The sequence below is a fragment of the Microvirga subterranea genome, from assembly GCF_003350535.1.
Classification (GTDB): Bacteria; Pseudomonadota; Alphaproteobacteria; order Rhizobiales; family Beijerinckiaceae; genus Microvirga; species Microvirga subterranea.
The window spans coordinates 39,527-53,574 of the sequence record NZ_QQBB01000012.1 but is presented as its reverse complement, the minus strand read 5'-3'; the positions used below and the strand labels follow the sequence as shown (position 1 = coordinate 53,574).

At 60.8% G+C, this 14,048-nt stretch carries 13 protein-coding genes; 5 read left to right on the top strand and 8 right to left on the bottom strand.

The window, feature by feature from the left end:
* The first annotated feature begins 23 nt into the window (after positions 1 to 23).
* Together DES45_RS21620 and DES45_RS21615 are read left to right on the top strand one after the other, a co-directional pair.
* Entirely contained in the window at positions 24 to 764 is a 741-nt protein-coding gene (locus DES45_RS21620; RefSeq protein WP_147282463.1) for a hypothetical protein, read from the top strand.
* Between the two features lie 641 nt (positions 765 to 1,405).
* Positions 1,406 to 3,511 carry an FG-GAP-like repeat-containing protein gene (locus DES45_RS21615; protein ID WP_173947188.1) on the top strand — a complete coding sequence of 702 codons (2,106 nt, stop codon included), beginning with the start codon at positions 1,406 to 1,408 and terminating at the stop codon, positions 3,509 to 3,511.
* 106 nt (positions 3,512 to 3,617) lie between these two features.
* Here the strand turns inward: DES45_RS21615 and DES45_RS21610 are convergent, their stop codons facing one another.
* The 5 genes from DES45_RS21610 to DES45_RS25440 form a co-directional block, all read right to left on the bottom strand.
* Positions 3,618 to 4,532 (bottom strand): SMP-30/gluconolactonase/LRE family protein, encoded by a 915-nt coding sequence (locus DES45_RS21610; RefSeq protein ID WP_114772496.1) that lies wholly within the window; start codon positions 4,530 to 4,532, stop codon positions 3,618 to 3,620.
* Complete coding sequence (locus DES45_RS21605; RefSeq protein ID WP_281024105.1) at positions 4,516 to 5,505, bottom strand: NAD(P)-dependent oxidoreductase; 990 nt, start codon at positions 5,503 to 5,505, stop codon at positions 4,516 to 4,518. Before DES45_RS21605 ends, DES45_RS21610 begins: the two co-directional genes overlap by 17 nt.
* An 80-nt stretch (positions 5,506 to 5,585) precedes the next feature.
* Positions 5,586 to 6,287 (bottom strand): ABC transporter ATP-binding protein, encoded by a 702-nt coding sequence (locus DES45_RS21600; protein ID WP_114772493.1) that lies wholly within the window; start codon positions 6,285 to 6,287, stop codon positions 5,586 to 5,588.
* Entirely contained in the window at positions 6,280 to 7,035 is a 756-nt protein-coding gene (locus DES45_RS21595; RefSeq protein WP_114772491.1) for an ABC transporter ATP-binding protein, read from the bottom strand. Before DES45_RS21595 ends, DES45_RS21600 begins: the two co-directional genes overlap by 8 nt.
* The gene (locus DES45_RS25440) at positions 7,032 to 8,987 is read right to left on the bottom strand and encodes an ABC transporter permease (protein WP_210272068.1); all 1,956 of its coding nucleotides are present in this window, start codon (positions 8,985 to 8,987) and stop codon (positions 7,032 to 7,034) included. Before DES45_RS25440 ends, DES45_RS21595 begins: the two co-directional genes overlap by 4 nt.
* A gap of 236 nt (positions 8,988 to 9,223) precedes the next feature.
* Between DES45_RS25440 and DES45_RS21580 the strand changes: the two genes are divergently transcribed.
* From DES45_RS21580 to DES45_RS21570, 3 genes are all read left to right on the top strand, one after another.
* Positions 9,224 to 9,550, top strand: a complete 327-nt coding sequence (locus tag DES45_RS21580) for a DUF1330 domain-containing protein (RefSeq protein ID WP_170151590.1) — start codon at positions 9,224 to 9,226, stop codon at positions 9,548 to 9,550.
* A gap of 49 nt (positions 9,551 to 9,599) precedes the next feature.
* Entirely contained in the window at positions 9,600 to 10,850 is a 1,251-nt protein-coding gene (locus tag DES45_RS21575) for an ABC transporter substrate-binding protein (protein ID WP_170151589.1), read from the top strand.
* A 102-nt stretch (positions 10,851 to 10,952) separates the two neighbouring features.
* Positions 10,953 to 11,525, top strand: coding sequence for a gamma carbonic anhydrase family protein (locus DES45_RS21570; RefSeq protein WP_114772485.1), 573 nt, complete (start codon positions 10,953 to 10,955; stop codon positions 11,523 to 11,525).
* Here the strand turns inward: DES45_RS21570 and DES45_RS21565 are convergent.
* The 3 genes from DES45_RS21565 to DES45_RS21555 are packed head-to-tail and all read right to left on the bottom strand — an operon-like array spanning position 11,480 to position 13,753.
* Positions 11,480 to 12,379: an SDR family NAD(P)-dependent oxidoreductase gene (locus DES45_RS21565; RefSeq protein WP_114772483.1), complete on the bottom strand. Its 900-nt coding sequence runs from the start codon at positions 12,377 to 12,379 to the stop codon at positions 11,480 to 11,482. The two genes, DES45_RS21570 and DES45_RS21565, sit on opposite strands and share 46 nt — an antisense overlap.
* 10 nt (positions 12,380 to 12,389) lie before the next feature.
* Positions 12,390 to 12,848 carry a nuclear transport factor 2 family protein gene (locus DES45_RS21560; protein ID WP_114772481.1) on the bottom strand — a complete coding sequence of 153 codons (459 nt, stop codon included), beginning with the start codon at positions 12,846 to 12,848 and terminating at the stop codon, positions 12,390 to 12,392.
* Positions 12,845 to 13,753 (bottom strand): NAD-dependent epimerase/dehydratase family protein, encoded by a 909-nt coding sequence (locus DES45_RS21555; protein ID WP_114772479.1) that lies wholly within the window; start codon positions 13,751 to 13,753, stop codon positions 12,845 to 12,847. Before DES45_RS21555 ends, DES45_RS21560 begins: the two co-directional genes overlap by 4 nt.
* Positions 13,754 to 14,048 lie beyond the last annotated feature (295 nt).

Below are 14,048 nucleotides of genomic sequence, written 5' to 3'. Positions count from 1 at the left end.
TCAACACTGTCGAGGAACTCCCTATGGCTACTCTCCTCCCCTTCCCTGCCTGCCGCGAGCACCCATGGCCCAGTCCTCGTCTGCATCTGCGCACCACCACGGCGATCTGGCGTGACGAGCTGGCCGAACTCTCGCCCTTTGGTTCCCCGGAGATTGGCTGGCGCCGCTCGCCTGCAGGAATGGAACTCGTCTGGCCGGGCGTCTCGGAAGAAAGCGACCAGATCCTTGTGACGGTCTCCGGCCACTGGCAGCCTCTGCGCGACGCGCAGCGCGCGATCATCACCATCCTAGAGGAGGCGGAGTTCGAGTACGAAGCCCTCCGGCCGATCAAGTCCTGGGCTCTTGCGGTCCAGCCGCAGGATGCGGCTCTCGGCCTTGTGTCGGGAGAAGAAGATGGGCCGAGGTGCAGTCGCCGCTACAGTGCCGCCGACATCGACCGGCTCCGCATGGCGCTGCGGCTTGCCAGCCAACCTCTGGCAGCACTCGGCCAACCCCTTGCCCCCGCTGCGCTGGCTCGGGCACGCGCCATCGTTGCGGCGTGGGACGCCTATCAGGCTGCCGATATCCTGGCTCGGACCAGGAGCGGCTATGCGCTCTGGCGCCGGATTGCCGTTGTGATGGGCGATGCCCCCATGGCTCCGGAGATCACCGAGACATTGCCGGCGTGCTTGAACGGACGTTTCGGATTGATCCAGAATCTATCCCCTCGGTACGAGTTGAAAGTTCCTCAGAACAAAGGAGCTGTAGATCTCCAGCTGATCTAACAGCGACGGATTTTACATCGGTCTAGAGACTGTTCTGGCACAGCATTTCAGCAGAATTTAAGGCCTTGGACCGTCAGTCGACGTGAAGCCGTGTTGATCGCAGATCCAGCTACGGCAGACTATCGGGCAGGCGATCTCCTACGTCACCCGCTATAGCCTTGCGAAGGGCGAACAGGCTTTCAAAGGCTCGATACGTCAGACGGTAGAGCTCGCGATCAGAAGCAATCTAGGGGTTGCCTGCCAGATGATCGTCAATGGCTTTCATGAGGACCAAAGCTGAGTGCGCTGCTTCTGGGAGATGTTGCAGGGTGGGGCGCTGCCGAAGCGCGCAAGGCGATCAAGGCTAATCAGGAATTCGGGTGTAGCAGACTTGCGGATTGAGACGGGCGGCTGCGGCTTCTGCGCCTAACCCCCATTCAATTCAATTTTGGCCTTTCCCGGTTTTCTCCTCCTTTGTCGACGTCTTTAGTAAGCTTGGCGCATCATGAATCGTGTAAGCCTCAATGCTAACTGCCAGCATTCCAGGTGGGATCCTCCGAGAAAGAACCACAATAATGCCATTGCCGCCACTAAGCACAGTTAAGCCGCCGCTTTCGACATCGTATTACACCGTGAACCAATATGGCTTCTACCATCGGCAGATGAGCGAGGCTTATGGGCCTTGGTACTACCCGACACCGAACGACTACAATCCGCCAGGTGTCTTTACCCTCGAAACGAGCAGCCATGCGACAGGTGATTTTAATGGCGACGGGCACCAAGACCTACTGATCGGCTGGGTCGCAACCCCGCACACTGTTGAGCGCGTAACGCCCGTTTACCCAACAGTCTTCCTAAATGACGGCCATGGAGGCTTGCTTCCTGCCAACACAAATGTGGTCGGTGACCTTCCAAACATCCACATGGGATACCGGCTTGTTGTGGCGGATTTCAATGGTGACGGGGTAGACGATTTCGCTCAGGGCAGCATGGGGCGCATCACGCGACTGCCTGGCGGAACTTTCGACACTCATTGGGACCCGATGACGCTTGTGCTGTCCCAGCCGGACAGAACGTTGAGAGATGCTAGCAAGAACATTGAGGGCCAAGAATATGGCGCTCCGACTGAAGGGCTCACTTTCGCACATGATACCGCCGCCGGAGATATTGATGGTGACGGAGACATAGACCTCTATTCAGGGAAGGTTTTGCTCCTGAATGACGGTACTGGTCATTTCAAGAATGAGAGTAAACTTCTTCCGGAGGAGGCTCGGCCTACAGACACCAACATTATGTCGTCGGTGATGGCAGATCTGGATAATGATGGCGCCGATGATCTCGTCTCGGCGCAATTCAATGGCGGCACCAACAATGTGTTCTTCTCGCGCTGGAGCAACGGTATGCCCGGCTGGCAAAAGGTGCAGCTTCCGGGTGGGCTGTATGGGTCAAACACCAACTTTAACGACGTGACTGTGGCCGATATCAATGGCGATGGGTTGAAGGACATCTTGTTCGCAGAGACCCGCCGAGATCCCTATTACACGGGCCGTGCCATCCAAATCTTGGTAAACAAGGGCAACGGGGTATTCGTGGACGAAACCGGAGCTCGCATCAGCAACGCCTTTAGGGACGCAGCGGGCGGTGAGGGCGAGCTGAATGCCCTCGACATCGACGGTGACGGCGACTTCGACCTTATCGACTCTAGCGTGCCGTTTGAAAATGGCAGACGGGCCCCCTCGGGCACCTCAGTTGCGCTGAATGATGGAGCCGGACACTTCACTTGGGTCAACAACGAGGTCTTTGCATATGTGCAGCCCTTCCAGATTGCTGGGTACGAGCATCTGGAAGATATGTGGACCCAAGGCCCCGGCCGTATGATCCCGATCGATCTCGATGGAAAGAACGGTTTGGATTTCGTCGGACTTGCACAGCCACCGCTTTTGCAGTGGCCAGTGACCGACCCCCAAGATTTCATCATGTTCACGGCCTTGAATACTGTACCGCTCGGAAAGGGGATTGACGGGACTTCCGAGGGCGAAGTTCTCGCGGGCACCGCTGCGGACGACCTGATCAATGGATTCAGTGGGAACGATACTCTGCGCGGCTATGGCGGTAACGACAGGCTGAATGGCGGGAAGGGCAACGACCGTCTTGAGGGCGGGAAAGGCAACGACACCTATGTCGTGGATTCCTCCCGTGACACCGTGATCGAAGCCGCACGCGGCGGGCGCGATACGGTGCTGACCAGTGTCAGCTACGCAATCAGCTCATCCGCCGAGGTCGAGGTACTATCCATAAACCCTTCTGGGAGCACGGCAGCTATCAATCTGACCGGAAACAAATACTCGAACTCCCTCATTGGCAGTTCCGGCCGAAACACCCTGAAAGGGGGAGATGGTAGCGACAAGCTATACGGTGGGCTCGGCAATGATCGCCTTTACGGAGGACCCGGGAAGGATGTGTTCATCTTCAACACCTCTCCGCACAAGACCCAGAATATGGACACCATCTCCGATTTCTCGATCGCAGATGACACCATCAAGCTGGACAACGCGGTGTTCACCAAAGTTGGTGCGAACGGCCGGTTGAAGGCAGGAGCGTTCTGGGTCGGCGGGAAAGCTCATGATCGGTCGGACCGGATCATCTATGACGATCGCTCCGGCGCACTTTATTATGATGCAGATGGGACCGGAAAATCAGGGCCGGTCAAATTTGCCCAATTGACAAAAGGGCTTGGGCTAACTGAGAGCGACTTTTACGTGATTTAGCAGGCATCCGATTTAGCCTGTCCAATGACCGATTGTGACGACGCGCCGGCCAGCCGGCGCGTCGTGAGCGGCCCCCAGCGGAAGAGAAGCAACCTTTAGCCATTTGCTAATAGTTCAACCGCAGGCCTGCCCTAGGCCAGTCGACGGCAACGAGACGTCCACTGAGGGCAAGAGTCACGAAGGCCGTCCTCAGATCGTCGCCTCCGAAGCAGAGATTGGTCGTGTAGGCATCCGGTAGAGGAATGTGTTCGACCTTGCTTCCGTCCCAAGAAACAACGGTGATCCCGCCTGTGATGAGCGTGGCAACGCAGATGTTGCCCGCGCTGTCGAGGGCAAGCGAGTCGAACCATTGATAACCGGGTAGACCCACGATCAGTTCGCCACCATGCGGCGACGGCCAGGGCTTCCTGACGATCTCCCCAGGGCCCGCGATCTCGAAGGACCAGAGGCGCGCCGTATGGGTCTCGGCGACGATCAGCCTTGTCTGGTCCGGGGACAAGGCGATGCCGTTCGGAACCAGCATCGGAAAGATGACCTCCATGCAGGCCGATCCGTCCGCTTTCGCATAATACACGCTTCCCCGGTCGGCATCGCGCTCCCGGGTCTTGCCTGAATCGGTGAACCAGAAGCCGCCGAAGCGGTCGAAGACGATGTCGTTCGGGCTCCGGATCGGGCCCGCCTCCGTCCGGTCATACAGTACCTCGACCCGGCCCGTCCGCAAATCGACCCGCTCGATCCGTCCGGACCGATAGCTGGGATCCTGCCCGGCGGGCCGAATGCCGTGCTCGTCCCTGTGGAAGCGCACACCGCCATTGTTGCAGACATAGCAATAGCCGTCTGGCCCGAGCGCCGCGCCGTTCGGGCCGCCGCCGAGATGCGCTACCGGCGTGAGCGTGCCGTCTTGCGCCACATGGGTTAGCGATTGGCTCTCCATCTCGACGACGAGGCATGATCCGTCGGGAAGCGCGACCGGCCCCTCAGGAAAGTGTAATCCCGTCGCCACTTCACGGAACTCGGTCATCGTCGCAGGATCCTTTATGCTCGTTGGAGATCGTTGCGCCGGAGCGGCCGCCCGTTCCGCCGACTTCGGATGCGAGGGCGCGCCAGCGCATGAGGACGTCGGTATAAGGGGTTTCGTCGTGGCCCTGAACGAGCGCTCGCAGAAGGGGCGTCGCCGCGCCAGCCCTCTCAGCGAGCATCAGGGCGTGGTGCAGATCCTTTCGGGTCACGTCAACGACGGATCGAACCGCGGCGAGATCCTCGCTGTTCCAGCGAAACAGGCCCTTACGGGCTGTCCAGTCCTTGGTGCCGTTGTTCCGTCCGGAGCTCTGCTCCATCACGTCCGCCAGCCGCTGCAGATCCATGCCAAGAAGCTGCGCAACGTGCATAGTCTCGGCGAAGAGGAATAGATTGGCGACGCCGACCAGGTTGTTGAGGATCTTGGTCTTCTGTCCGTTCCCCAAGATGCCGCATTCGAACGTCACGGAGGCGAGTTGGTCGAGGACGGGGCGTACCGCGTCGATATCGGCGGGCTCTCCGGACGCCATGATCGACAGGGTTCCGTTGCGAGCCTTGAGGGAACCACCGCTGACGGGAGCATCGATCGTGTGGGCCTGCCTCGATGCAGCCTCCGCGGCAACCTCGAGAACCGTCTCCGGCAAAACCGTGCTCATGATCAGGAGGATCGGAGCCGACGACGGATCGATGGCGGGTATGAGGCCTGAAGGCCCCGTCGCTGCGCTCTTCAACTGGGCGTCGTTCGCAACCATGAAGATGACGATCCCGGCATCAACGCAATTGCCGGGCATGTCGGTCGTGGGGCAACCCAAGTCGGCAAAGTGAGCCCTGACCGTCGGCGACGGATCACACACGATCAGGTCCCGGCCACAATCGATCAGCCGCTCAGCCATCGGACGACCGATGCTTCCTGCGCCGATGAAGGCGATCCTGCCCGGGCCTCTGACGGACGATTCACCTGTCAAAGTAGAGAGCATAGGGTCGACCCCAACAGGGGCCTCGCCGTTCGGCTGCGGCGTTCCGATGCCGGTTTCTGTTGGCGATGCCATTTTTCCTCTCACACGGCGAGATAGCGATGCTTCACGTCAGGTCGGGACTCGAACTCGTCCCATGATCCGGAGAACACGATGCGGCCGCTCTCGATGATGTGAACATATTGCGTGCAGAATCGCGCGAACCAGATGTTCTGCTCGCTGAGGAGCAGGCCGATCTTGAACTCGTTGCAGAGCTTAGCGACCGATTGCGCTAACTGCCTGACGATGACCGGCGCGAGCCCTTCCGTAGGCTCGTCAAGGAGAAGGAATCTGGGACGCGGCATGACTCCACGGGCGACCGCGACCATCTGCTGCTGCCCACCGCTCAGCTGACTGCCGTAGCGCGCTGCGAGCGGCCCGAGCATCGGAAACGTATCGAGGACCCGCTCGAGATCGAGGCCAGCTCTGTCGCCTGCCGCCGCGAGGGCGATCAGGAGGTTGTCCGTGACCGTTAGATGCGGAAAGATCCGGCGATCTTCGGGAACGAGCGACAGACCGAGGCGCGCCCGCTGGAAGGAGGTCTCGCGGGCGAGATCCCTATGGTCGAGACTGATGCTGCCATGGATGTAGGGCCCCGCATTCAGGATACTCTTCATCAGCGTCGTCTTGCCGGATCCGTTGCGCCCGAGAATCGAGACCCTGTCGCTGCTGCCGACCGTTAGATCAACGGCGTGAAGGATGTGGCTATCGCCATAGAAGGCGTTCAGCCCGGACACCTCAAGCATCGCCGATCTCCTCCCCGAGATAGATGTCCCGCACGGCAGCGTTGTTTCGGATCTCGTTCAGCGTCCCGACCGCAATGGCCTCGCCATAGTTCATCACCATGATCCGGTCGGACAGATGGGCTACGACATCCATGTCGTGTTCCGTCAGCATGATGGTGAGCTGGTCCTCTTCTTTGACGCGCGCGATCATGTCTATGGTCGCATTGCGGTCGCCCGGCGACATGCCCGCGGTGGGCTCGTCCATCATCAGGATCTTCGGCTTCAAGGCCAAAGTGACGCCGAGCTCGAGCCGTTTCCGGTCGCCGTGAGACAGGAAGCGAGCGGGAACGTCCATCTTGTTCAGGAGCGAAATCCTGCCTGCGATGCCGACCGCATCGTCCCTGATCTGTTTAGTTGGGCGCAACTGCAGCAATCGATCAAGTTCCGATCGTCGCGCCCTCGCCTCCAGCGCGATGATGAGATTTTCCAGAACGCTGTTGCACCGAAGGATGCGTGCGACCTGAAACGTCCTTCCGAATCCCCGGTGCACCCGCGCACTGGCTGACAGACGCGTGATGTTTTCTCCGTTGAATGTCACGACGCCGGCATTGGCAGGAGCCTCGCCCGTCAGTACCTTGAACAGGGTCGTCTTCCCGGCGCCGTTCGGTCCGATGATGGTGAAAGTTTCAAGCTGCACGACGGCCAGGGAAATGCCCTTCAGGACGGGAATTGCGCCGTAGCTCTTGTAGATGTTCGAGCACTCGATCATGGCCTACCCACTGCTCGTTTTCCGACCTGCGGCAGATCATCGACGCCGGGTCGTTTGCGCACCGCACCTAAGCGCCACATCCGGCCGAAACGCGAACCGAGACCAAGCACTCCTCCGGGTGCGGCGAGAACGACGACCAGAAGGATACCGCCACTGACGACCTCGGACAGACCCGCCAGGGTACGGGTCGCATAGCTGATGCCCGAGAAGATCGCTGATCCGACGATCGGACCCCAGAAGTAGCCCGATCCGCCCAGCAGCGTGTTCAGCATGGGCTGGGTGGAATGCAGATAGCTTGCGGCTTCCGGTGTGACGATCTGCGCCCAGGGTGCTTGCAGCGCGCCGGCCAGCGCCGCGACGGCGCCGGAGATCACGAAGGCAAGGAGCCGATACCGCCTGACATCAATGCCAAGAAACTCTGCGCGAACCGGATCCTGCCTTAGCGCAATCAGGACACGGCCGATGGGTCCGACGGTAAAGCTCCACAACGCAAGCGCGACGAGCGAACAGGCTGCGAGCAGAAACCAGAAATACGCGCGCTCCGAGCTGAGATCGACAAGAATGACGCCGAGGTCGATCTGCGGCCGCGGGATGCCGGACAGGCCGTCATCGCTGCCGAGCGCCGGGGAATAGTTGATGGCTCGCCTGAGGATCTCGCCAAGCGACAAGGTGAGAATACCAAGCGCGATGCCGCTCGTGCGCCGGATGGCGACGAAACCCACGATGAAGGCGATGAACGCCCCGAGAGCGAGCGAGCCCGATAGGAGCGCCAGAAACGGGATGCCTGTGTCCTGGCGCAGAAGGAAGCCCACGAAATAGGCCCCGAGCGCGAAGAAAGCCGCGTGGCCGAAGGTCGTGAGGCCGGCATAACCGAATAACAGGTTCCAGGAGAGGGCCAGCACAGCTTCGACCATGGCGAAGCCGACTATGAACAGAAATCCGGCATTGGCCCAGAATGGCGTGCTTGCAAGGATGCCGACCACAAGGACTGCCGCGGCGATTCCGCCCGAGAGCAACTTCGGCGGCATCGTCGCCGGAACTCCGTCCGTTTCGGCCATGCCCTCCACCCGGTCGGCCGTATCCGCTCCCGGCTGGGGGAAGAGCCCGTGCGGACGCCACAGAAGAAAGCCGACGAGGACGACATATACCAGGATACCGGGAAGACCGGGCAGCATTAGGAAGTTCGCGCCTTCGATCAGCCCGAGCATGATGGCACCGATGAAGGCACCCCGGATGTTGCCCAGGCCTCCGATGATCACCACCATAAAGGACTGCAGGAGATAGGACTCGAACAGCAGCGGCGTAAGACTCTGGTTCGGCAGCAGCAGTCCGCCGGCCATGCCGACGCAGAAGAATGCCGCCATCACCACAAGCGCGTAGATCCGCGACGTGTTGAGGCCGACAAGATTGGCCATCCACGGGTCGTGTGCGACGGCTCTTACGATCTTTCCCACCGGCGAGCGGTGGATCACGATCTCCAGGATAAGGAAGGTGAGCACGCCCAGCCCGATGATGAACAGCGAATACGAGGGAGCAAAAAAGCTGCCGTAGCTCACTGCCCCCGCGAGGGCGTCGGGTGAGCTCACGGAATGATAATTGACGCCCCAAATTATCTTGGTGGCACCGTTACAGATCATCAGGAGGGCGAAGGTCGCAATCAGCGAATAGGCCTCGCCAATGTTGCGCAAGCGCTGAAAGACGCCCGCATTGAGGACCAGCCCGAGCGCGGCAAGCACGCCCCCAGAGAGAATGGCTGCGAACACCAGCTGCCATGTGCTGTCCGGTTGAGAGCCGATGGCCGAGTAGGCTACATAGGCGCCGATCATGAAGAAGCTGCCATGGGCGATATTCAGGATCTTCAGCATGCCGAAGACGAGCGTTATTCCCGCTGCCACCAAGAAGATCGACATTCCGACCGTCAAGCCGTTGAACAGCGCAAATCCGATCTGCATCCCCACGCGCCACCTCCTCAATAAAATTTCATTGAGTTTTGGCGCGGCCGCTTCTGGTTACAGCACGCCAACATACGCATCCTCTTTCCGAACATTTCAATTGGCGCATGACGGCTAACCTACGTCTTAGTCTGTTCGGACGATTACATCCTTACAAGTTGATCCCTGAATGCTTGTCGTGAAGCAAGGTCTATCGCGAAGACGGCAGCGCCTTTGCGGCAATGGGGGAGGGACGATTGGCCGCCTATCTCATTTTCGAGATCTCGATCAACGACCGCGAGCAATACGAGAGCTATCGCTCCGCCGCTCGACCCATTCTCGACCGGCATGGCGGGCGCTTCATGGTCCGCAGCGTCGCAGGCCAAGAGGGGCGCCTGGAAACCTTCGAGGGTGGCTGGACGCCGGACCGGTTCTTCATCGTGGAGTTCCCGTCATGGGACCAAGCCCGCGCCTTCTATTATTCCGCTGAATATCAGGAGTCGGTTCGCGCCCGCTTCGCTTCATCCGTCAGCAAGGCCATTCTCGTTGATGGCATGCCGTGGACCTATGAACGGGCGGAATGACACGCCATTCGCACGAAAGCAAAGACAAACAGGATCTGGGAGGATCACAATGTCATACCGTATAAGCCGGCGAGGTCTGGTGATCGGTTCTGCCACTGCGCTCGGCACAATGTCCCTTGGCGGCCGCGTCTTCGCGCAGGATTCCGGTCCGATCCGGATCGGACTGCTCGCTCCTATCACGGGGTTCGCTCCCGACCTCGGACGCGACGTCAAGATCGGCGCCGAGATCGCCGTCGAGCAATTGAACAAGGCCGGCGGCGTCATGGGCCGTCCGGTTGAACTCATCGTGCGCGACGACAAGATCAACCCAAACGAAACCGTCGCCGCCATGAGAGAGTTGTCCGGCCTCGGCGTGAAGCTGTTCACGGGCGGGGTCTTTACCGCGACCGCACTCGCAGCCTTCGGAATTTTGCAGTCGATCGACGGTCTCTTCATGACGCTGCATGCGAACGGAGACTCGCTCACGCACGAGAATTTTAATCCGCTGGGCTTTCGGCTTAACGAGAACGCGGCAATACGAGGGCGCGCGGCCGGGCGGCTCGCGGCGCAGAGATACCCCAAGGTTCGACATTGGAGTGGGATAACTACGGACAACGAGGCGGGAGCCTCGCAATGGCGTGCCTTTGCGGCGGGCATCAAGCGCTATTATCCTGAGATTGCGGGCGAGGAGCCAGTGATTACCGACGTCATCAAGGTCAAGGTCGGCGCCAACGACTTCAAGAACGAAATCGCCCAGATCATGGCGGGCCCCGTCGAGGGACTGATGCTGTCGTTCCCTGATCCCGCGACCCTGGTCCAGCAGGCCCGTCCCTTCGGCTGGGAGCGGAAGATCAAGGTCTTCATGGACATGGGCAACGACGTTGTGCTCGCCAATGCCCTGGGCAAGCGCACGCCTCCGAACTTCTGGACGGCCTCGGACTGGTATTCCGGCGCCTATGTGGACAGGATCCCTGCCGCCAAGCGCCTTTATGACGATTATGTCGCTCGCACCGGAGACGATAGGCCGAGCGGCTATGTGGGAATTTCCCATGCCGCCATCGACGTCTACGTTCAGGCAATAGCCAAGGCAGGCACCGCATCGAGCAAAGCCGTCGCGAAAGCTCTGGAGGAGAACACCTTCGACACGGTCGGCGGCAAGCGATCGTTTCGCTCGGATCACCAGGCCACGGGCGATTCCAACTTCTATAACTTCGTAGCGTCGGACACCGACAGGCGGGGCTGGTCCATCGCGCAATTCGTGGCGGAAGACAATGCTTCCGTCGCGCCGCCGCCTACACCGGGTATCAAGCTTACGGAGTAGATGCGGGATGCTGTCCCGCCCGCACGGCGCGCGCATGACAGTCCAAATGTTGACGGCTGAAACGACCGGCCGTCATGCATCCATCTTGCCAAGGACATCACGATGGGATTGATCATGCCCTTCAGGGGCTTCTCGCCGCGCATCGCGGACGATGCATTCATCGCCCCCAATGCCACTATCGTCGGGGACGTGGAAATCGGGGCCGGCAGTTCGATCTGGTTTGGCGTTGTCCTGCGTGGAGACTTCAACCGGATCCATGTCGGTGCAGGCTCGAACATCCAAGACAACACCGTCGTTCATGTCGGCGATGCGCCGGCGGACACCTTCATCGGCGACAACGTGCTCATCGGCCATATGGCCATGATCCACGGCTGCCGCATCGAATCAGGATCCTTCATCGGTATGCAGGCCATGATCCTCGACGGCGTCGTCGTCGAGAGCGGGGCCTTTGTGGCAGCGGGCAGCTTCGTCACGCCGGGCAAGCGCATCAGATCGGGCGAGCTGTGGGCCGGCCGCCCGGCGCGGCGCATCCGCGCTGTCGGAGAAAAGGAGAAGCTGATGATCGGGCGCGGTCCGGCCCGCTATGCCGATCTCGCACGGGAGTTTGGACGGGAAATATCGCTCAACGCTCAATCCGGAGAGCCGTCCGGTGGAACGGCGCTACGGGGCGTATAACCGTCCGCAACGATGATTGGAAGATGTGTCCAGCCCTTGCCATCGGGAAGACGCATCCAGGCTCCGGCCGCCAATGCGCCGCCATCGACCAAGATAGTGGAGCCGGTCACCCAACCCGACAGGCGATCCGATGCCAGAAACAGCGCGGCCCCCGCGGAGTCGCTGCCTTCGCCGAACCGCCCGATGGGGAACCACCGGCTGATATAGGAGCGGTTCTCCGGCGGCACGCGCTGCGTTGCGACGATCTGAGCAGAATTCGTGGTTTCGGGTGCGATTGCGTTGACGCGGATGTTGTCCGGCCCGAGTTCCACGGCGAGGCTCTGCGTGAACCCGGTAATCGCGGCCTTGAATGCCGCGTAGACAACCGTCAACGGGATGCCGCGAAAGGCCTCGATGGTCGAGAGATTGATGATGCTGCCACCCTCGCAACTTCGGCGCATGAGTGGAAGCGCGGCCTTCGTGACCTGAAAGACATGTAGCAGGTTGACAGCGTAAAGTGCGTTCCATTCCGCTTCAGTCGAATCCTCGAAGGCCATCTTATAGCCAAGGTAGTCGCCGACATTGTTGACCAAGACGTCGAGCCGCCCGAAGCGCGCCCCAACATCTGAGAGCAGGGCAGCGACATCTTCGCTCTTGCGGACATCGACCTCGAGGACGAGGCTCTCGACGCCGGAGGCCTGCAGCGTGTTACGAAGGGCAGATGCCCGTGCAGGGTCGATTTCTGCCGCCGCAACCGCCATGCCGGCCTGCGCGAAGAGTTCTGCCGTCGCCCGTCCGATCCCCGCGCCGCCTCCGGTGATCAGCGCAACCTTGCCGGTCAGCCCCAGAAGCGACTCGTCCTCCGAAGTCTTCATCGCGAACCTCTCAATTTCGCTGCGCGAACGGCGCCGCGGTTTCCATAGGAAATGTACGGGTGCCGAGAACGACGAGCCTGCGCCGCGACAGGCGCCATTGCCCCGTCTCGTGGGCGAAAAGATCCAGATAGCGGATGGTCATCTCGTAACAGAGGAGGCCACTGGCCTCGCCATGCCAGAAATGCCGCGCTATGCAGTAGGTGACGGCCTCTGCCCCATCTCTGGCGGGATGGACGACCTGGTTGTGAACAGCATGGAAGGTTTCGGCATAGCGCGCCCGAAGCAGAGCAGGCACGGCAGCCAGGGCGGCACGCCCTTCAAACAGGCCGCGCGGAGACTCCAGCACGCCGCCATCGACGAACTGCTCCGCGAAAAGATCGCCATCTCCCGTGTCCGCGGCATAGGCATAGAGTTCTGCGACGCGGCGCAGTGCGAACCCGAGGCGGATGTCTTCCGTCCGTTCGCTCATGCCGCATCGACCAGGGCGACGACCTCGTTCACGGCCCGCTGCACATCCCCGCGCGTGTAGCCGAGGAGCGCCGTCTCGGCCGGATCGGGCTCATAGGCGAGAACCTTGCCGCGGCCCGGAACGATGAAGGCATCCGGCAGCAGGGGATGCTCTTGGTCGCGCTCCTCCAAACGGCGGGAGCTGCCGGCCGCATCGAAGATCATCTGGAAGAAGTCGCGAAAGGAGAGATTGGCGTCACCAATCAGGTAGGCCGTACCTGACTCCGCATGCTGCAGGGCGCCCCATATGGCCTCGCAGAGGGAGCGCACGGACATGTAGTTCGTCCCGCCGGTGGGAGCGTAATCGGGAATTTCGGGACGCCGTCCCTTCGCCCAGGCAGTCAGGGTTTCGTAGCGCTTGGCGGGAACACCCGGAATAACTCCGACGATCGAGGGCGGGTTGAGCGTCGAGACGTTAAAGTCCGGTGTCGCCAGTGCCCGCGCACCCTCGTCAGCAAGGTGCCGTGCGCGGACATAGGCGTTTTCCGCGATGAGGTGCGGCATCACCTGATGATAATAGCTGCCGAGTTGCACAACGCGCCGGACGCCGGCACGCTTGGCCAGCGCCACGAAGCGCGGAACGCCCTCGATCTGGGTCCGGTCCCAGAATTCCTGCTCGTCCGTGTTCTTCTGAAGGTGCCTTATATCGTTGCCAGCCGCGAAGAGAACGGCGTCGAAGGAGGCAAGGTCCGCCTCTGTGAAGGTGCCTTGCGTATAGTCGCCGAGCAAGACGGGATAAGCTGCCATCGGTACAGTGGGCGGCGGGGGCTTGCGGGCGGCGATCGTGATCGAATGGCCCCGCTCGGCTAGAAAATCCGCCGCGTGGCCGCCGATCATGCCCGTTCCGCCGACGATCAGGACCTTCATGCGCGACCTCCCGGGAAGCATGTTTCTCCGCCATTATGGGGCCAGGCGCGGGTGGGTGCATCGTCCGGATCGAGTAGGCGGAGGGGAGATTGCGATCTGGTCGTCGGCCTCGGTCGAATATTGTCCTAGAGCGAGTATGCATCTTAGGGCAACCGGTCTCGTCCATATGAGGTATGCTCGACTAGACGCTGGACCTTAGCCTCTGCGCCACTGTTAAGATCCAACGCAAACTGGCCGCAAGAGCCGGATGCACAGATCACAAAAAGCCGAGGGGACAGTTTGCCAGACTGCTCCC

Coding starts and splice junctions, on each gene's coding strand:
- DES45_RS21555 (WP_114772479.1), bottom strand. CDS start 13,753: ATGAAGGTCCTGATCGTCGGCGGAACGGGCATGATCGGCGGCCACGCG.
- DES45_RS21620 (WP_147282463.1), top strand. CDS start 24: ATGGCTACTCTCCTCCCCTTCCCTGCCTGCCGCGAGCACCCATGGCCC.
- DES45_RS21615 (WP_173947188.1), top strand. CDS start 1,406: ATGAGCGAGGCTTATGGGCCTTGGTACTACCCGACACCGAACGACTAC.
- DES45_RS21565 (WP_114772483.1), bottom strand. CDS start 12,379: ATGAAGACTTCGGAGGACGAGTCGCTTCTGGGGCTGACCGGCAAGGTT.
- DES45_RS21575 (WP_170151589.1), top strand. CDS start 9,600: ATGTCATACCGTATAAGCCGGCGAGGTCTGGTGATCGGTTCTGCCACT.
- DES45_RS21560 (WP_114772481.1), bottom strand. CDS start 12,848: ATGAGCGAACGGACGGAAGACATCCGCCTCGGGTTCGCACTGCGCCGC.
- DES45_RS21605 (WP_281024105.1), bottom strand. CDS start 5,505: ATGCTCTCTACTTTGACAGGTGAATCGTCCGTCAGAGGCCCGGGCAGG.
- DES45_RS21600 (WP_114772493.1), bottom strand. CDS start 6,287: ATGCTTGAGGTGTCCGGGCTGAACGCCTTCTATGGCGATAGCCACATC.
- DES45_RS21595 (WP_114772491.1), bottom strand. CDS start 7,035: ATGATCGAGTGCTCGAACATCTACAAGAGCTACGGCGCAATTCCCGTC.
- DES45_RS25440 (WP_210272068.1), bottom strand. CDS start 8,987: ATGCAGATCGGATTTGCGCTGTTCAACGGCTTGACGGTCGGAATGTCG.
- DES45_RS21610 (WP_114772496.1), bottom strand. CDS start 4,532: ATGACCGAGTTCCGTGAAGTGGCGACGGGATTACACTTTCCTGAGGGG.
- DES45_RS21570 (WP_114772485.1), top strand. CDS start 10,953: ATGGGATTGATCATGCCCTTCAGGGGCTTCTCGCCGCGCATCGCGGAC.